Origin of the sequence: Arthrobacter sp. QXT-31 (genome assembly GCF_001969265.1) — a bacterium.
Lineage (GTDB): Bacteria > Actinomycetota > Actinomycetes > Actinomycetales > Micrococcaceae > Arthrobacter.
Genome location: NZ_CP019304.1, coordinates 1,438,475 through 1,456,341, shown reverse-complemented (window position 1 = coordinate 1,456,341; position 17,867 = coordinate 1,438,475). Strand labels below are relative to the sequence as shown.

The window sequence follows — 17,867 nt, the reverse complement described above, 5'->3', positions numbered from 1 at the left end:
GCATGCTGGGACCGGCCCATGTACGCATGCACTCATCGTGCGCGTCCCGGCCGCTGGCAGCAAGACCTCGCGTTGACTCATGAAAGATGCCCGCGTAGCGGTATTCGAAGAATCATTTGAGAATGCCCGCGTAGCGGCGTGTCCGCCGGGGTGGCGTTTGCCGTGTCGGCACTGTGAGCCATGGAGCTTTCGATGAGTGAACGCAGGGCTGTCACGAAGGTCATCGCCACCCGCTACGCCCGCTCGGACCGGGCCGTGAAGAAGCAGATTCTCGATGAGCTGTGCGCGACGACGGGATGGCACCGCGACCACGCCCGCAAGGCCCTGCGGCAGGCGCTGGTACTGAGGGCCGTGCTGCCCAGGCCGACTCGGCCGCCTCTGTACGGGGAACCGGTGATCGAGGCGCTGCGGTTCTGCTGGGCGGTCCAGGGAACGCCCTGCGGGCGGCTCCTCGCAGCAGCGCTGCCGGACCTGGTCCCGCGGCTGCGGCGGTTTAAAGAGCTCCGCATTGACGCCGCCACGGCGGCCCAGCTGCTGACGATCTCACCGGCGACCATCGACCGCCGGCTCAAGGCCGACCGGGCGAAACTGGAGCCCCGCGGCCGGTCCCACACCAAACCTGGAACGCTGCTGAAGGACTCGATTCCGGTGAGGACCTGGGCCGAGTGGGATGATGCGGTGCCCGGGTTCGTGGAGATCGATCTGGTCGGCCACGAGGGCGGCAATAACCAGGGCGAGTTCTGCTTCACCCTTGATATCACTGACATCGCGACCGGTTGGACGGAGACCCGGTCGGTGCGGAACAAGGCGCAGAAATGGGTCTTCGCGGCGATCAAGGACGCCACCGCCGCGTTCCCGTTTCCGATCCTGGGGATCGATTCGGACAACGGTTCGGAGTTCATCAACTGGGAACTCTTCCGCTGGTGTGAGCAGGAGAAACTGACCTTCACCCGGTCCCGGTCCGGGAACAAGAACGACGGCGCCCATGTCGAGCAGAAGAACTGGCACGTCATCCGTCAGACCGTCGGCTACCACCGCTACGACACACCCGGCGAGCTGGAACTGCTGAACCGGATCTGGGCGCTCCAGCGGCTGCTGACCAACCACTTCGGACCCCAGCAAAAACTCGTCGCGAAAGTCCGGACCGGCGCGAAGGTCACCAAGACCTACGACGCGCCCGCCACCCCGTTCCAGCGCGTCCTGGCCGACACCGGCACCGTCACCAAAGCCACCAAAGCCCGCCTGAAACGTGAAAACCGGCCACTGAACCCGGCCGCCATCCAACGCCAGATCCAGGCCCTCTGCACAGAGCTCCTGACCCTGACCACCGCCAAGCAAGCCCCCAAGAAGCAGCCCGCCATCCGGGCAAAATCAAATGATTCCACGAATCAACCCAGGCGGGCATCTTGACATGATTCCTCGGGGACCTGGAGCCGGTCCAGACGGCGTCGCCGCCCCGGGTCCTGCTTGCGATCGCCCCGCCGACCACGGGGATGCGGGTCCACCGCTGGCCTGAATAACCGCTGGCCTGAATAAAGGAGGGGCGGGACGGCACTTCCGGGCTACTCGCCACCCCCAGCCTTATAGGCATTGCTGTATAACTGTATACAAGTACGTTTCTTTGTGGAGGTCGAGTTCGTGCCTGATACCCCTGCCCGGAATACCGGCGCCCATGTCGCTTATGCCGAACTGAAGCGGCAGATCCTGACGCTTGAGCTGAAACCCGGGGAACGGATATACGAACCTGCGATGGCGGCGGCGCTCGGGGTCAGCCGCACGCCCCTGCGGGAAGCGATCAGGCGCCTGATTTCCGAGAGCCTGCTGGAGCAGCAGGCCACCGGCGGTGTGCTGGTTCCGGAACTCGACGAAGCAGTGATCTCCGAACTGTATGAGGTTCGAGCCGCAATGGAATCCCTGATGGCGCGGAATGCCTGCCTGAAAGCGACGGCGGCCGACATTGAAGCGCTCCATGGCATCCTTGCCCGGAATGCCGCCATGGTGGAGTTCGCCGACGACGCGATGCAGCAAGGCATGGCGCTGCACGCGAAGATTGCCGAAATTGCCGGAAACTCGTGGGCCCGACGGTTCCATGACCAGATTTCCAGCCAGATGGAGCGGTACCGGCACTTCACCAACAGCACCCAGGAACGGCGGGACCAGGCCCTCACCCAGCACCGGACGCTGGTGGACGCCGTGGCGGGCGGTGACCCGGAGCAGGCCGCCAAAACCGCCTTCGAGCATGTCATCGCCGCCCGGGATGCGGCACTGCGGGTGATTTCCGGCAGCGGTCTTGGCATCTCATGATTGGTGAACTTGGACGCCGCTCGGCTGCCGCCCTTCTCACGCACTCCGCGCTGATCCAGGCCGTCACGTTCCTCGTGCGCCCGGCCGCCACCTACCGGGCCCTCGAGTTGGACGTTCCCGACTTTGCCTTGGGGCTTCTGGCAGCCAGCTACGCAGTCTTTCCCCTGCTGCTCGCCGTCCCCACCGGCGGTCTGGTGGACCGCCTGGGTGAACGCCGGCTGATGGCGATCGGGTCCGGCGTCGTCCTTGCCTGCTCGTCCTTCCTCCTGCTGGCAGGATCATCGATCGTCGCGCTGGTCATCGGAACTGCACTGCTTGGCGCCGGCCAGCTGGCCTGTGTGGTGGGACAGCAAGCGGTGATAGCCAATAACGCGGCCTCCTCCCGAATGGACTCAGCTTTCGGGTACCTGACATTCGCCGCATCACTTGGGCAGGCGCTGGGACCCATGGCCATTGCCCTGGTGGGCGGCGCCTCCGTCCGCCCCGACACCCAGGCGATCTTCCTCCTGTCCGTCTGCATGAGCCTGGTGCTATTTGTGACTACTTTCGTGCTCTCCGTGGAGGTCAACGGAGGCAAGAGAAGGGCTACCGCGGCAGATGGCGGCAAAGCCAGTGCTGTTTCCTTGCTCAAGGCTCCCGGTGTTGCCCGGGCTTTGGCCACCAGTGCCACTGTCCTGGCCGTGGTGGACCTGATCATGGTCTACCTCCCTGCCCTGGGTACCGACCGCGGCCTGACGGCCGCAACTGTCGGCGCCATGCTCACAGTCCGCGCGGTGTTTTCCATGGTCTCCCGGCTCCTCCTGGGACGGGTCTCGCGAAGGATCGGCCGCATGAGGTTGCTGGTGTTGAGCCTTGCCCTGTCCACGGTCGCGTTGGCGGCGGCGGCCATTCCGATGCCGGCCTGGCTGTTATTTGTTGTCATGGCCGTTCTCGGGCTGGGCCTTGGCATCGGCCAGCCCCTCACCATGTCCTGGCTCTCGTCCCAGGCTCCAGAAGGCCAGCGTGGCCGGGCGCTTGCCCTCCGACTGGCCGGGAACCGGGTGGGGCAGGTGGTGCTGCCCAGTACCATCGGTGTGGTGGCAGCAGGGCTCGGTGCCGCCGGAGTCTTCCTCGCCTCAGCCCTTGTAGTGGGCGGAACGCTCGCGCTGCTCCGGGGCGTGCGGCTGGACTAGATCCCGGTAAGCCAAGACACGGCAGAGATGCCTGCCGCAGGCACCCTCATCTGTCAGTCTATGAACACGAGTCGTTGTGGTGCCGGGAAGCTGGGAGGAAAACCAATGGAACTCATTGCCGAAAGAACAGCTGTTATCGCTGTCCACTGCCAGGGAGACATTGTTGCGCAGGAGGGGGCCTTTGCATCGTTTTTCCACGAGGAGGTCAGGCGCCGCGGTGTCATCGAGAAAATCGGTAACCTGCTGGGCGCGGCCCGTAAGGCCGGAATCCACGTAATCTACACTCGGGTTGCCTTCGCTCCTGACTACAGCAACCTCGTACCGAACTCACCGCTGCTGCAGGAGGTGCGGCAGGGCGGCTCCCTCAAGGACGGCAGCGCCCTTGCCCAGATCGTTGAACCTCTCGCGCCGACGGCGAATGACACTGTCATCACGCACGCCTCGGTGGGTGGCATGAACGCGGAACTGCATAAGCTGCTCTCCGAACGGAACATCGACACCTTGCTATTCGCCGGAGTGGCAACCAACCTGAGCGTCGAAAGCACCGCCCGTGCGGCAGTTGATCTCGGATACAAAGTATTTCTGGTCGAGGACGCCTGCTCGGCCGCCAGCCCGGAAGCACATCAGGCCACTGTGGGCTCCCTTTCCCTGCTCGGCGGAATCACCACCGTTCAGGAAGTCGGGCTCACTCTCTTGACGACGCAGCCGATTTAGCGGGCGCGCCACACCCCCATCCGCGCACCCTCTCCGGGCTCACGCCGGAGGGGGCGCCGAGGAGGCCCGCACGATCAAAGACGGGCTGAATACTTCGACCATGGGCTCCATAGTCGGGTTCATTGATCTCAGAATTGCCACCTCGGCGGCCCGTCGCCCTAGGTCGACGGGGTGAAGGTCCACGGTTGTCAGGTCGACGCCGGGCAACTGGCTCGCGGAAGTGTTGTCGTAGCCGACGACCGTGATGTCTTCGGGCACTTTCAGTCCCAGCGCATGGGCGGCGTCGAGGACGCCCAGCGCTGTCTGGTCATTGTGGGTGAAGATGGCTGTGGGGCGCTCTGCCGAGTCCAACAGCGGTGCTGCGATGGCTGCGGCGGCACTCCTGCTGTAGTCGCATGTGATGGTCTGGGGTTTGAGCCCCGCTTTTTCCATCGCCCGGATGTACCCGTGGCGGCGCTCCAGATAACCGTCTGTGGGTGGCGAAGCCAGGTGCACGATGCGTCGGTGGCCGAGCTCGAGCAGATGCTCCACCGCCATCGTGGCGCCCAGCTTGTTATCCGATGCGACCGCGTCGAAGCCAGGGACGGTTCGGGCCACGCTGACGAGGCGAAGCCGCCCCAGATACGAAGCCAGTTCCTTGTCCGGCAGGAGAAGGCCCGCAGCAATTGCAACATCCACTCGGGTCCTGACAAGGGAATCGAGCGCCGGACGGTCGAGAGCGCCCCCAACGGAGCCCACGGACAGAACCAATTCGCGATCGTGCGGCTGCGCCGCTTCCCGCATGCCATCAAACATGTCGGCGAAGACCTCGTTGTGGAGGTCGAGGAGGAAGACGCCTATGGTGCCGTCTGACTTGCTCGCGAGCCTTGACGCGACCCGGTTGGGTTCATACCCCATGCTCGCAGCCGTTTTCAGGATGTGCTCGCGGGACTTCTTGCTGACGCCGTAGGCATCCCGGAATGCCAGGGAAACCAGTGCGGGCGAGACTCCCGCAGCGCGGGCAACATCGGACATCGTTACGTTCACGGACCCTCCTTCAAGCTCATTCTAGTGTTGTCTTGACAAACATTTCTAGTGCGCTCTAGATTGTTAGCACCATCACATCTAGTGCGCTCTAGATAATCAGACGATAGCAAGCGGAAAAGCCGGTTCGCCGGCGCGAATCCTGATTCAGGGGCGCTGTTCGGCCGTCCACATCGGCCGTTATTTGAAACGAGGAACTCGATGAAGAGTTGGAAGTCTGTGGCAGCTGTTGGTGTGGCCACACTCGCATTAGGGCTGAGCGCCTGCGGCACCGGCGGCAAGGCGTCTGAGACCGGCGGTGCGGCGAACGCCGCCGCCGGCGGCGCCAAGCGCGACCTGTCCTACGCCGTCGTTATCCATGGCAACCCGGACGGTTCTTTCTGGAATGTCGTCAAGCGCGGCGCCGAGGACGCGGCCGCACAATATGGTGTCAACGTCAGCATTACGGGAGACGTGGAGGGCTCCAAGCAGGCAACACTTCTTCAGGCTGCCTTGGCAAAGAACCCCAATGGCGTTGTCGTCTCCCTGGCCAACCCCGACGCCCTGGGATCTGCCTTGGGGGAGGCCAAGTCCAAAAACGTTCCCATTGTCACGATCAACTCCGGCGCCGAGGTCGCGGCCAAGCTCGGCGCCTTGGAGCATGTGGGGCAGACGGAGACGGCGGCCGGTACCGGAGCCGGGCAGAAACTCGCCGAGGCCGGGGGCAAGAAGGGGCTCTGCATCATCCACGAGGCCGGCAACATCGGCCTCGAGCAGCGTTGCGAAGGAGCCGCCAAGGCTTTCGGCGGCCAGATTGAAAAGCTCCAGGTAGACCTGAACAACCCGCAGGGCATCCAGGCCACAGTGAAGTCCAAGCTGCTGGGTGACAAGTCCTTCGACTCGATCCTGGCCCTGGAGCCGTCGGTGGCCACAGCGGCACTGGCCGGCATGAAGGACGCCGGAAGCGCCGCAAAGCTTGGCACCTTCGACATCAGCAGCGATGTGCTGAACGCCGTCAAGGCCGGGGACATCCTGTTCACGGTGGACCAGCAGCAGTACCTGCAGGGCTATCTCCCGATCGCCTTCCTGGTGCTCAACCACGACAATGCCAACACCGTCGGCGGTGGCCAGCCGGTACTGACCGGCCCGGCCTTCATCACGAAGGACAACGTAGACACCGTCACCGACCTCGTCAGCAAGGGAACGCGATGACCATGGCACAAAACCTCAACGCACACAGCACGCCCCTGTCCGGTGTGGATGCGCCCCAACCTGCGCCCTCGAAGGCATCTCACGACGCCGACGACCGGCAGTTGACCGTCGGCCGGTTCCGGCGGATCTTCATGTCTCCTGAGTTCGGCTCCGCCTTCGCGGCCGTCGTCGTCTTTGCCGGTTTCGCCATTATCTCCCCGGCCTTCGCCAGCCAGGCCGGCATCGGCAACTTCCTGGACCCAGCAGCGACCCTCGGCATCATGGCAGTTGCCGTCGCACTGCTCATGATCGGCGGAGAATTCGACCTCTCAACCGGCGTGATGACCGGCTCCACCGCCCTTGTCACCGCCCTGGTGACCACGCAGCTGAACACCAACATCTGGTTCGGTATGGCCGCCTCGCTGGTCTTCGCCCTCGCCATCGGCTTCTTCAACGGCTTCCTGGTGCAGAAAACCAAGCTCCCCAGCTTCATCATCACCCTCGGCACCATGTTCATGCTCTGGGGCCTGAACTACGCCGTCACCACCAACCTCACTAAGCAGGTCACCGTTTCCGGCATCTCGGAGTACAACGGCTTCGACAGCGCCAAGGCCCTCTTCGGCTCCTCGGTCGGCGGCTTCCAGGTCTCCCTGATCTGGTGGATCGCCCTGACCATCGTCGGCATCGTGCTCCTCAACCGCACCAAAATCGGCAACTGGATCGCCGCCGTCGGCGGAAACGCCACCGGCGCACTGGCCGTCGGCGTCCCGGTCGCCAAGGTCCGCATCGGACTCTTCATGGGCACCGCAGCAGCAGCCTGGCTCGTCGGCCAGCTCACCGTCGTCCGCTATTCCTCAGCGACCGTCACCACCGGTATCGGGGCCGAATTCAACTTCATCATCGCCGCCGTCATCGGCGGGTGCCTCCTCACCGGCGGCGCCGGCTCCATCCTCGGCGCATCCATCGGCGCCCTGATCTTCGGCATGGTCCAGCAGGGCATGCCCCTGGCCGGGTTCCCCAGCGAACTGTTCAAGTTCTTCCTCGGCGCCATCCTCCTGGTCGCCGTCTTCATCAACCTCTACCTCAAGAAGAAGTCACAGGCGGTGGGATCATGACAACCCCCATTCTCGAAGTCCGCAACATCAGCAAAAACTTCGGCCACGTGCGCGCCCTCCAGGACGTCACCTGCGCCGTCCGCGCCGGCGAAGTTACCGCCGTGCTCGGCGACAACGGCGCCGGCAAGTCGACCTTCATCAAGACCCTCTCCGGCGTCCACGCCCCCGACAGCGGCCAGTTCATGGTCGACGGCGAAGAGGTGCGGTTCGCTTCACCCCGGGACGCCCTGCAGCGCGGCATCGCCACCGTCTACCAGGACCTCGCACTCTCACCGCTCATGCCGATCTGGCGGAACTTCTTCCTCGGATCCGAGCCCACCCGGCGGGGCTTCCTCACACCCCGCAAGAGCAAGGACATCGTGGTCGAGGAACTGGCCAAGATGGGCATCACCATCCGCGACCCCGAGCAGGCGATCGGCACCATGTCCGGCGGCGAACGCCAGTGCGTGGCCATCGCCCGGGCAGTGTACTTCGGGGCGCGGGTGCTGATCCTGGACGAACCCACCGCCGCGCTGGGCGTCAAGCAGTCCGGCGTCGTCCTGAAGTACATCGTCCAGGCCCGGGACCGCGGCCTCGGGGTCATCTTCATCACCCACAACCCCAACCACGCCTACCCGGTGAGCGACCACTTCGTCCTCCTCCAGCGCGGCCGGACCATCGGGGACTACTCCAAAGACCAGATCACCATCGCCGACCTCGCCCAGCAGATGTCCGGCGGCGCCGAACTCGAAGCCCTCCAGCACGAACTCCACAGCATCGGCCGCTAGGCCAGAAAGAACCGGCCGCTAGGCCAGAAAGAGAAGAACACATGACTACCACGCTCCGCATCGGCATCATCGGCGCAGGCATGGCCGGCCAGGCCCACGCCTTCGGCTACCGCAACGCCATGATGGCCCGCGACCTCGCCGACGTCGACGTCCAGCTGCACACCATCGCCGACCCCAACCTCGAACTCGCCCAGTCCGTCGCCAAGCGCTACGGCTTCGCCAACGCCGTCGCCGACATCGACGCGTTCCTGGCCAACCCGGAAATCGATGCCGTCAGCGTCGCCCTGCCCAACCACCTGCACGCCCAGATCCTGCCCAAGGTCATCGCCTCCGGCAAGCACCTCTTCGCCGAGAAGCCCATCGGCCGCACCCGTGAGGAAGCTGCCTGGCTCGCCGACCTCGCCCAGGCCTCCACCGCCGTCACCGGCGTCGGGTTCTCCTTCCGCCGCCTGCCCGGCCTGGCCGCGCTCGCCCAGGCCGTGGAGAACGGCGCCGTCGGCCAGATCCACACCGTGCGTGCCTGGTACAACGCTGACTACGCCGCTGACCCCTCCGGCGCCCTGTCCTGGCGCTACTCCCAGGAACAGTCCGGCGGCGGAGCCCTCCTGGACATCGGAGCCCATGCCATCGACGCTGCCCAGTTCGTCGTCGGGCCCGTCAGCCGGGTTCTGAACTCCACGCTGCGGACCGTCATCACCGAACGCCCCAAGCCCGCAGCCGGTGCGATCGGCCACGGCGGAACCACCACCAGCGAACGCGGTCCCGTCACCAATGACGACGTCGCCCTGGTCACCGTCGAATTCGACGGCGGCGCCGTCGGCCAAATCAGCCTCAGCCGGATCGCCAGCGGCATCCCCAACTCCCTGGGCGTGGAAGTGTTCGGGTCCGAAGGGCACGCGCTCTTCGATTCGATCAGCGCCGGCGAGTTCCACCTCTTCCAGAACGGCACCGCCGCCGCAGCCGTCAACGGCCCCCGCCGGATCTTCACCGGACCCGAACACCCCTACTTCAACGACGTCGCCGCCATGCCCGGCGCCGGGGTCGGCACCGGCTACGCCGAAGCCTTCGTCGCTGAGATCCAGGAGTTCCTCCGCTGTGTCCGCGACAACCGCACCATGGACACCAACTTCAACACCGCACTGGCCATGATGGGCGTCGTCGGAGCAGCCCTGGAAGCAGCCGAGACCAACACCACCGCGGACATCAACCACCCCCAGCCGGCCTAACCCCGACAACGGACTTTTAGACAGGAGAACACCTATGGCCACCATCCGCGTCGGCACTGCCCCCGATTCCTGGGGCGTCTGGTACCCGGACAACCCCAACCAGGTCCCCTATACCCGCTTCCTCGACGAAGTCGCCGCCGCAGGCTACCAGTGGATCGAACTGGGCCCCTACGGATACCTGCCCACCGATCCGGCCCAGCTGAAGGACGAACTCGGATCCCGCGGCCTGCGGCTCTCCGCCGGCACGGTCTCGGAACGGCTCCACCAGCCCGGCTCCTGGGACGCCGTGTGGAACCAGGTGACCGACGTCGCCGCCCTCACAGCCGCGCTCGGCGGGGAACACGTCGTCGTCCTTCCCGAAATGTGGCGCGACCTGTTCACGGGTGAAGAACTTGAGCCCGGCGAGCTGACCGCCGAACAGTGGGCAGCGAAAACCTCCGGCGCGGACCGGCTCGGCAAGGCAATGTTCGAGGAATACGGGGTTCACCTCCAGTACCACCCGCACGCGGACAGCCACGTGGACACCGAGGAGAACATCATCCGGTTTCTGGAGAACACCAACCCGGAATACGTGAACCTCTGCCTGGACACCGGCCACGTCTCCTACTGCGGGGGAGACAACCTCGCTATCATCAACCGCCACCCGGAGCGCATCGGCTACCTGCACCTCAAGCAGGTCAACCCCGAGGTTGTCGCCAGGGTCCAGGCCGGGAACCTCTCATTCAGCGAAGCCGTAACCCTCGGCGCCATGACCGAACCGCCCCTCGGCGTGCCGGAATTCCCGCCGCTGCTCGAAGCCGTCGCCAAACGCGGAGTGGATGTCTTCGCCATCGTCGAACAGGACATGTTCCCATGCCCGCCCGACGCGCCCCTGCCCATCGCCCAGCGGACCCGCAACTACCTCGGGGGCTGCGGAGTCCACAGCCTCCGGTTCGCCGAACCCGCGCCGGCCGCTGCTGATGCGCGCTGACAACACCGGCAACGCTGCCTCGGGTGCCCTCAGCATGGGGGCGCCCGGGGCGGGAGCACCCTACTCACAGCTGCTGCAGCTGAAACGCAGCGGTCCGGAACCCCTTTACTACCAACTCGCCCAGAGCCTGGAACGCGCAGTTGCGGATGGATCCATCAGCCACGGAACAAAACTGCTGCCGGACTCAGACATGGCCAGGGAGCTGAACCTCGCCGTCGCCACCGTGCGCAGCGCATGGACCTACCTGGAACGAAAGGGCTTGCTCACCCGCCGGCGCCAGGCAGGCACCTTCATCCGGTAGCGGTAAAAAGCGCTGCAACACGGCGGTGGCACAGCCCCTTGGCCCCCTGGGCACGTGGCCGAGGTCACGTCCCGGCAAAGTTTTTGGTTATTCTGTTATTCACCCTCGTCCCATTAACAGCCTGTCAGGTCCGTTCTATCTAGAGCGCTGTAGATGCCGGGCGACGACAAAGGAGTCTCATGCTAGACACGCAGATCTCACAGGCGCGGCCGGCACCCGCTTCTGGCTTACATACGAAGCGCCTGGGCCTTGTCACCGTTATCGCCACCCTGGGCGGCCTTCTGTTCGGGTACGACACCGGTGTCATCAACGGCGCCTTGGAGCCCATGAAGGCGGAGCTGGGGCTCAGCTCGTTCACCGAGGGAGTGGTGACAAGTTCCCTGCTTGTCGGGGCAGCGATCGGGGCCGTGTCAGGTGGCCGTCTCGCGGACGTCCTGGGCCGCCGAATCACGATCCTTGCACTGGCGATGATGTTCTTTGCCGGAACGCTGGCCTGCGTGTTCTCGCCAAATTTCGAGGTGATGGCCGTCGCACGGTTTATTCTCGGCCTGGCCGTGGGCGGAGCGTCGGTTGTGGTTCCCGTGTTCCTCGCGGAAATCGCGCCGGCCGAACAAAGGAGCACGCTGGCCGGCAGGAATGAACTCATGATCGTGGTGGGGGCACTGGCCGCCTTCATTGCGAATGCCATTATCGGCAGCCTTTGGGGCCAGCATGAGGGTGTTTGGCGCATCATGCTCTCGGTTGCGGCACTTCCTGCTGCCGCCCTCTTCATCGGCATGTTGGGCGTACCTGAAAGTCCGCGCTGGCTCTTGTCCAAGGGACGGGAGGCTGAAGCGCTCGCCGTCCTCAAGCAGGTACGGCCGGAATCCCGCGCCGAAGCTGAACTCGCGGAGGTCCGCCAGCTCACCGAAGAGGAGAAAAACACCGAGGGCGACGGAATCGGTGCCCTGCGGAACCCATGGATCCTGCGAATCATCCTCATCGGCATCGGGCTGGCCGTCGCACAGCAGCTGACGGGCATCAATTCGATCATGTACTACGGCCAAACGGTCCTCACGCAGTCCGGCTTTGACGCAAGCGGAGCGCTCGTGGCCAACATCGCCCCCGGCGTCATCTCCGTCGTCGGAAGCATCGCCGGACTGGCCATGATGGGGCGTATTGCACGCCGCAAGCTCCTGCTGACCGGCTTCATCCTGACAACCACGATGCACCTGCTCATTGGCACATGTTCGTTCGCCATCCCGGCGGATGCCGGTTACCGGCCCTGGGTGATCCTGCTCCTTGTCGTGGGCTTTGTTGGCTCCATGCAGACCTTCCTCAATATCGCGGTATGGGTGACACTCTCCGAAATCTTCCCGCTGAAAATCCGCACCTTCGGCATGGGCATCGCAGTGTTCTTCCTCTGGATCGCCAACGCCGTCATCAGTCTCTACTTTCCCTCCGTCGTCACCGCTCTTGGGATCTCCACCACCTTCTTCCTCTTCGCGGGGGTCGGGGTGCTGGCCATCATCTTCATCGCAACCCAGGTCCCCGAGACCCATGGACGCTCCCTCGAGGAACTCGAAGAGGACATCTCCACCGGGGCCATCTACGTGGTGCGAAGGGCCTGAGGGTCAGTCGGTTTCGGGACCTTGGCAGAAGGGACAGTCGTCGTCGCAGTCCGGACCCATCGGTACCGCGTTGATGACGACGAGCGAACGGAGGCGTGCAGGCGAAGAGGCAGCCAGTAAAGGCTTGCGGTCCAGCAGGGCGGTTCGGGATTTCATGGGGGACTCCTTGGGCGGTGAACGATGCTAGTAGGCCTTGACGCGCTGTTCCACCACGAGATGGATCAGGGCGAAAACGTGGTTTTTCTCGATGGCGTTGAGTGCCGCTTGCAGTGCTGCAGGGACGTCCTTGTCCTCTTCGACGCGGATGCCGAACCCGCCGAACGCGCAAGCCATCATCGCGAAGTCAGGGTTCCGGAGTTGGGTTCCGGAGACGCGGCCGGGATAGTGGCGTTCCTGGTGCGTGCGGATGGTGCCGTATTCCTGGTTGTCCATGACGATAACCAGGGGAGTGGCTCCGTATTGCGCCGCGGTGGCCAGTTCCTGGCCGTTCATCAGGAATTCGCCGTCGCCGGCAACGGTGACTATCCTGCGGCCAGGATGAGCCAAGGATGCGGCGATCGCTGCGGGGATGGAGTAGCCCATGGAGCCATTCCTTGCACTGAGCATGGAGGCGTAGCGTCGGGTGGGGAAATACCGGTGTGCCCAGTTGGTGTGTTCGCCGGCTCCGAAGCTCACCATCGCGTCCTCGGGAAGGCCTGGAACCAGGTGGGCCATGAGGGTGTCCATCCGGGCTGGGCCCGGGCGTGGCTCTGAAGAGGGGAGCGATGCGAATGCCATTTGCTCGCCCCGCATCCGGTGCGTCCACACTTTCCAGTCTTCGCGGAAGGGCAGTTCGATTTCCACGAGGTCGCGGACGAATACGTCGGGTTTGGCCACGATCTGCCAGGAGACGGGGCCTGAGCGGCCACGGAGGGCCGGATCGATGGTGACCAGGAAGTTTTTCTTGTTCCAGTCCTGCCGGCACACGAAACCGTCGGTGATGACGTCCCCGGGAACGGTGCCAACGAAGACGAGCAGGTCTGTTTCTTCCAGAAGGTCGTAGGTGGGACGCGGGCGGCCGTAGCCGATTGGCCCCACGTAGGAGGGTGAATCGAAGGGAACGGTTCCCTGGGTGCGCCATTCGGCAGCCGAGGGGATGTGGTGCTTTTCCAGCCATGCGGTCAGCTGGTCCGCTGCGGCCTGGGACCAGTCATTGCCTCCGGTGACGAACAGGGGTTTGGAGGAGTACACCAGGGCCGCTTCCACAGCCTTGGCATCAAAGCTGGTCATCCCGCCCGTCGCCACCGGAATGGTGGGGTGCAGGGCGGGCTCGATCTGCTGGCGGATGATGTCCTCGGGCAGGCCCACCACCACAGGACCGGGACGTCCGCTCATGGCCGCGAACATCGCTTCCGCCACGATCTCGGACGCCCGCTCCGGATGGTCAAGGACCATGACCCGCTTGGCGCCAGTATCGAACCAGGCCTTGATATCGAACTCCTGGAACGCTTCCCGGTCCCTGTGCCCGAACGGGATGAGGCCCACGAACAGGACCATCGGCGTCGAATCCTGCCAGGCTGTGTGCAACCCGACGTGGGCGTTGGCGGCACCGGCCCGCGCGTGACCATCGCGACGCCGGGCACCTGGTTCATCTTCCCGTCCGCCTCGGCCATGTACGCCGCGCCGCCTTCATGGCGGCACACGACCGTCTGGATCGGCGAGCCGTGCAGCCCGTCCAGGACATCGAGGAAGCTCTCCCCGGGAACCACGTAGCTCCGCTTCACGCCGTGGGCCACGAGCGAATCGACAATGACGTGGCCGGCAGATTTGGTGGTGGGAGCGTCGGCGGTTTGAACTGTTTCCGTATCCGTCAACTGCGCTGTCATGGTGATCGGGGAGCTCTTTCTGTCTGGCTGGGGCTGGATGACGTACGACGGCGGTTGGCGGCTTAGGCGTTTGAAGCCGCCGGAACGGCGGGGGAATGGGCGGCCGCGAAGGCGGCCAGGAGCCGTTCAGTGTCCTTCATTTGGTCCTCCCAGATGGCGCGGACGATATCGATGCGGTCTTCGGAGTCCTGCAGTCCGGAGATATAGGCGCCAATATTGGCGCCGTGCTCGCCGGCGTTCTCGTGCAGGCCGATCATCCTGGCCACGAGTTTGGTTTGCATGCCGTAAACGGGGATCTGCGGGCCACGGGGTGCAATCATGCCCACGTAGTACAGCTTTTCCAGTCCTTCGGGGATGATCCCTGCGCCGTAACGGATGGGCGCACCCTTCCGGCGGGGGACCAGGTTGGCGTCAAGGAAGGGGACGCTCGAGTGGAAGCCGGTGGCCCAGAGGATCGTGTCGTATTCCCGGGCCGTGCCGTCCGTGAAGTGGACGGTCTTGCCCTCGAAGCGTTCGATGCCCGGAACGATGCCGACGCGGCCGTGCTGAACCCAATACGGCAGGAGACTGTTGACGACGGTGCTGCCTTCGGCCAAGGTGCGGTGCTTGGGTTCGGGCATGCCGGGGTAGTCGCTCCATTCGCCGATGGATACCCGGGCCAGGAGGCGGCTGATGAGGTCTACTTCGTCCGGAGCGAATTGCTTGAGGAAGTCCAGTTCCTGGCGGGGTTTGCCGAAGTAGGCTTTGGGCTGGAAGTAGGTCCCTTCGCGGATGACGATGTCTGCCTCGAGGCGGTGCTGGGCGACGTCCACGGCGAGGTCGCAGCCGGAGTTGCCAGCTCCGACCACCAGGACGCGGTTGCCGTCGATGTCTTTGACGTTGTTGTACTCGCTGGAGTGGAGCTGCTTTCCGGTGAATTCGCCGGGGAACCGGGGAACTTTCTTGTCCCAGAGGTGTCCGTTGGCGACGATGACGCCGTCGTAGACGTTCGAGCCGTTGGAGGTGGTGACGGTCCACCCTGCTGAACCGACGGGCCCTTCTGTGGGGACGGGGGTGACGGAGAGGACCTCGGTGTTGAACTGGATGATGTCGTAGAGGCCGTGGTGGTGGGCGTAGGACTCGATGTAGTCGCGGACCTGGTCCCGGCGCGGGAAGTGCGGGTAGTGCGCCGGCATCGGGAAGTCTTCGAAGTGGGTCATGTCCCGGGCGGTAATGAGGTGCAGCGCCTCGTAGTCGGTGTGCCAGTGGCCGCCAACGCGGCCGCTCTTTTCGAAGCAGTCGACGTCGTAGCCGGCCTGGCGCAGTTGCTGGAGTGCTGAGATGCCTGCGGCGCCGGCGCCGATGATGCAGTAGCGGGTCATGGTGAATTCCGTTCAGGTAGAAGTTTGCAGGTGGAAAGTGGCCGCGGTTTAGCGGATGACATCGCCGCCGGAGAGGGTGACGGTCTCGCCGGTCATGAAGCCGGCCGCGTCGCTGCCGGTGAGGAGCCAGGCCCAGCGGGCAATTTCTTCCGGCTGCGCGACCCGGCCTACCGGGATGGAGGCGGCGGCGGCTTCCATGCGTCCGGTGGCGCGGTTTCCGGGGGTGTCCACCCAGCCCGGGGCGATGGCGTTGACGCGGATCTTGCGGTCCGCGAGTTCCAGTGCGGTGGCCTTGGTGATCATGATGACGGCGGCCTTGGAAGCTCCGTAGACCAGCTGGCCGGGGGAGACGTGGTAGCCGTCCACGGAGGCGAAGTTCACGATTGCGGACCCTTCAGGCATGGACCGCTTGGCGGCTGCCATGACGTTGAGGATGCCCAGGACGTTGACGTCGAAGACCAGGCGGTAAAGCTCTTCGGTGTAGGTGTCCAAGGTGGACGGCGGGTAGACGCCGGCGATGTTGGCGACGGCGTGGATCGCGCCGCCCAAGTCCGGGAGGACGTCGTCGAGCTTTTCCTCGAGCGAAGCGCGGTCCCGTACGTCGGCGATCACGGGTGTGACATGTGCGGAGTGGCCGTTGAATTCGGGGGCGGTAACGTCGACGGCGATCACGTGCCAGCCTTCGTTCAGGAAGGCTTCGGCGGTGCTGCGGCCCATGCCGCTGCCGGCTCCGGTGACGAGGGCGACGCGCGGGGATGTCTTGTTCATGGTGACTGTTCCTTGGATTTCTTAACCCTTGACCGTGGTCAGGATTTTGGTGGTCAGTGAGGTGAGGGACTTGTTGCGGGTCTCTTCGGCCCAGGCGATGCTGATGGCCAGGCCCAGGAGGGTCAGCCCGACGCCGATCATCATGGTGGGGCCGGTGCCCAGACCGCTGAGCGACAGGGGGACCATGTAGGTGCCGATGGCTGCACCAATGCGGCTGATAGCGGTGGCGAGCCCGACGGCGGACGCGCGGACGCTGGTGGGGAACAGCTCGTTGGGGTAGATGAAGACGAGGATGGTTCCGGCGCCGCTGGCCACGGTGAACAGGAAGAAGAACACCATCACGAACCAGCTGGGTCCTTCCGGCCACAGCCCGAGCGGGAGCAGGAAGACTGCTGCTGCCACGAATGTCCAGATCATCAGGGGACGGCGGCCAAGGGTCTCAACCCACCGGAGGGCCGGGAGGGTGCCGATGAGGAAACCCAGATTCAGGACAATCTGGCCGAGGGTTTCTTCGGCGCCGCCGTGGGCCAGGCCGAACTGGGCCAGGATGATGGGCCCGTAGGTGAAGAGGGCGAATTGCGGGAGTGCGATGCACATCCAGGTCAGGCCACAGAACAGGGTTCGTTTAAGGAAGGGGGCCTTGAGCAGTGAACCGAAGCCTGCCTTGGACTCGGGTTCATCCGTCCTGACGAGGGCGTGCACTTCCTCGATGGTGACGTTGCGTTCGAGCGCTTTGGAGAGGGCGTCGCGGGCTTCGTCGAACCGGCCCTTGGCGACCAGCCAGCGCGGGGACTCGTGGGCGCCGAAACGCAGGAGCATCACGATGAGGCCGAACACGGCGCCGCTGGCGAGCATCCAGCGCCAGGACTCGGGCCCGAACACTGTGGAGAGCAGGAAGCCTACGAGGTAGGCGACGATTGCCCCTACAAGCCAGATGGTTGAAAGCCATCCGATAATGGCGCCCCGGCGCCTCTTGGGCATCCATTCGGTCAGGAGCGCGGTGGCGATGGGGTAGTCGGCGCCGACAGCGAGGCCGACGACAAAGCGGAGGAGGATGAGCTGGAAACCGTCACTGATGAACAGGCAGGCGGCCGAGGCAACGACCATCGCCAGCAGGTCCACGGTGTACATCATCTTGCGGCCGATGCGGTCCGTGATCGGGCCCAGCAGCAGGCTTCCAAGGAACAGGCCCACCAGCGATGCCGCTCCGGCAAGGCCAAGTTCGGCCGACCCGAGGCCGAGTTCGGCGCTGGCACCGGCCAGGGCCACGCCCACGATGCTGAGCAGGTAACCGTCGAGGAAGGGGCCACCCGAACAGGCGGCGATGAGCCGGCGGTGGTACCTGGTGAGCGGCCCGTCGTCGATGAGATGCCCGGACGGAGCAGTAATCGCAGTCATGAATGGTCCTAAGTCAGTGGAAAATAAGCCGGAGTCGGCTGGGTATGTGATTGCCGTCACCGGCTGTGAAATCAACAGTACGTACGCTTTTGCCCGAGGTGTA

At 64.6% G+C, this 17,867-nt stretch carries 16 protein-coding genes and 1 pseudogene; 11 read left to right on the top strand and 6 right to left on the bottom strand.

Features of this window, described 5'->3' with window-relative positions; genetic code table 11:
• Nucleotides 1-192: 192 nt before the first annotated feature.
• From BWQ92_RS06555 to BWQ92_RS06540, 4 genes are all read left to right on the top strand, one after another.
• The gene (locus BWQ92_RS06555; protein ID WP_216639975.1) at nucleotides 193-1,410 is read left to right on the top strand and encodes an integrase catalytic domain-containing protein; all 1,218 of its coding nucleotides are present in this window, start codon (nucleotides 193-195) and stop codon (nucleotides 1,408-1,410) included.
• A 228-nt stretch (nucleotides 1,411-1,638) separates the two neighbouring features.
• The gene (locus BWQ92_RS06550; RefSeq protein WP_076803556.1) at nucleotides 1,639-2,304 is read left to right on the top strand and encodes a GntR family transcriptional regulator; all 666 of its coding nucleotides are present in this window, start codon (nucleotides 1,639-1,641) and stop codon (nucleotides 2,302-2,304) included.
• Nucleotides 2,301-3,476 (top strand): MFS transporter, encoded by a 1,176-nt coding sequence (locus tag BWQ92_RS06545; RefSeq protein ID WP_076798814.1) that lies wholly within the window; start codon nucleotides 2,301-2,303, stop codon nucleotides 3,474-3,476. Before BWQ92_RS06550 ends, BWQ92_RS06545 begins: the two co-directional genes overlap by 4 nt.
• Before the next feature lie 105 nt (nucleotides 3,477-3,581).
• Complete coding sequence (locus BWQ92_RS06540; protein ID WP_076798813.1) at nucleotides 3,582-4,190, top strand: cysteine hydrolase family protein; 609 nt, start codon at nucleotides 3,582-3,584, stop codon at nucleotides 4,188-4,190.
• Between the two features lie 39 nt (nucleotides 4,191-4,229).
• Here the strand turns inward: BWQ92_RS06540 and BWQ92_RS06535 are convergent, their stop codons facing one another.
• Nucleotides 4,230-5,216, bottom strand: a complete 987-nt coding sequence (locus tag BWQ92_RS06535; protein ID WP_236783131.1) for a LacI family DNA-binding transcriptional regulator — start codon at nucleotides 5,214-5,216, stop codon at nucleotides 4,230-4,232.
• 198 nt (nucleotides 5,217-5,414) lie between these two features.
• On the opposite strand from BWQ92_RS06535, the gene BWQ92_RS06530 reads away from it, so the two are divergent.
• The 7 genes from BWQ92_RS06530 to BWQ92_RS06500 all read left to right on the top strand — a co-directional run bounded on the left by BWQ92_RS06530 (nucleotide 5,415) and on the right by BWQ92_RS06500 (nucleotide 12,372).
• Nucleotides 5,415-6,404: a sugar ABC transporter substrate-binding protein gene (locus BWQ92_RS06530; RefSeq protein ID WP_076798812.1), complete on the top strand. Its 990-nt coding sequence runs from the start codon at nucleotides 5,415-5,417 to the stop codon at nucleotides 6,402-6,404.
• Nucleotides 6,401-7,498, top strand: coding sequence for an ABC transporter permease (locus tag BWQ92_RS06525; protein WP_236783130.1), 1,098 nt, complete (start codon nucleotides 6,401-6,403; stop codon nucleotides 7,496-7,498). Before BWQ92_RS06530 ends, BWQ92_RS06525 begins: the two co-directional genes overlap by 4 nt.
• A complete protein-coding gene (locus tag BWQ92_RS06520) occupies nucleotides 7,495-8,265 on the top strand; it encodes an ATP-binding cassette domain-containing protein (RefSeq protein WP_076798811.1) in 771 nt (256 codons plus the stop codon). Before BWQ92_RS06525 ends, BWQ92_RS06520 begins: the two co-directional genes overlap by 4 nt.
• A 41-nt stretch (nucleotides 8,266-8,306) precedes the next feature.
• Complete coding sequence (locus tag BWQ92_RS06515; RefSeq protein WP_076798810.1) at nucleotides 8,307-9,491, top strand: Gfo/Idh/MocA family protein; 1,185 nt, start codon at nucleotides 8,307-8,309, stop codon at nucleotides 9,489-9,491.
• A gap of 34 nt (nucleotides 9,492-9,525) precedes the next feature.
• A complete protein-coding gene (locus BWQ92_RS06510; RefSeq protein ID WP_076798809.1) occupies nucleotides 9,526-10,461 on the top strand; it encodes a sugar phosphate isomerase/epimerase family protein in 936 nt (311 codons plus the stop codon).
• Nucleotides 10,451-10,762 carry a winged helix-turn-helix domain-containing protein gene (locus tag BWQ92_RS06505; RefSeq protein ID WP_076798808.1) on the top strand — a complete coding sequence of 104 codons (312 nt, stop codon included), beginning with the start codon at nucleotides 10,451-10,453 and terminating at the stop codon, nucleotides 10,760-10,762. Before BWQ92_RS06510 ends, BWQ92_RS06505 begins: the two co-directional genes overlap by 11 nt.
• Nucleotides 10,763-10,941: 179 nt before the next feature.
• A complete protein-coding gene (locus tag BWQ92_RS06500; protein WP_076798807.1) occupies nucleotides 10,942-12,372 on the top strand; it encodes a sugar porter family MFS transporter in 1,431 nt (476 codons plus the stop codon).
• A gap of 3 nt (nucleotides 12,373-12,375) precedes the next feature.
• On the opposite strand, the gene BWQ92_RS23490 is transcribed toward BWQ92_RS06500, so the two are convergent.
• The 5 genes and pseudogenes from BWQ92_RS23490 to BWQ92_RS06480 all read right to left on the bottom strand — a co-directional run bounded on the left by BWQ92_RS23490 (nucleotide 12,376) and on the right by BWQ92_RS06480 (nucleotide 17,764).
• Nucleotides 12,376-12,528, bottom strand: a complete 153-nt coding sequence (locus BWQ92_RS23490; protein WP_157365115.1) for a hypothetical protein — start codon at nucleotides 12,526-12,528, stop codon at nucleotides 12,376-12,378.
• 27 nt (nucleotides 12,529-12,555) lie between these two features.
• Nucleotides 12,556-14,237: pseudogene (locus BWQ92_RS06495) on the bottom strand (thiamine pyrophosphate-dependent enzyme).
• Nucleotides 14,238-14,299: 62 nt separating this feature from the next.
• The gene (locus tag BWQ92_RS06490) at nucleotides 14,300-15,598 is read right to left on the bottom strand and encodes a flavin-containing monooxygenase (protein ID WP_076798806.1); all 1,299 of its coding nucleotides are present in this window, start codon (nucleotides 15,596-15,598) and stop codon (nucleotides 14,300-14,302) included.
• A gap of 48 nt (nucleotides 15,599-15,646) precedes the next feature.
• On the bottom strand, nucleotides 15,647-16,366 hold the full coding sequence (locus BWQ92_RS06485) for an SDR family NAD(P)-dependent oxidoreductase (protein WP_076798805.1): 720 nt from the start codon (nucleotides 16,364-16,366) through the stop codon (nucleotides 15,647-15,649).
• A 21-nt stretch (nucleotides 16,367-16,387) separates the two neighbouring features.
• Nucleotides 16,388-17,764, bottom strand: coding sequence for an MFS transporter (locus BWQ92_RS06480; protein WP_076798804.1), 1,377 nt, complete (start codon nucleotides 17,762-17,764; stop codon nucleotides 16,388-16,390).
• Nucleotides 17,765-17,867: the final 103 nt, after the last annotated feature.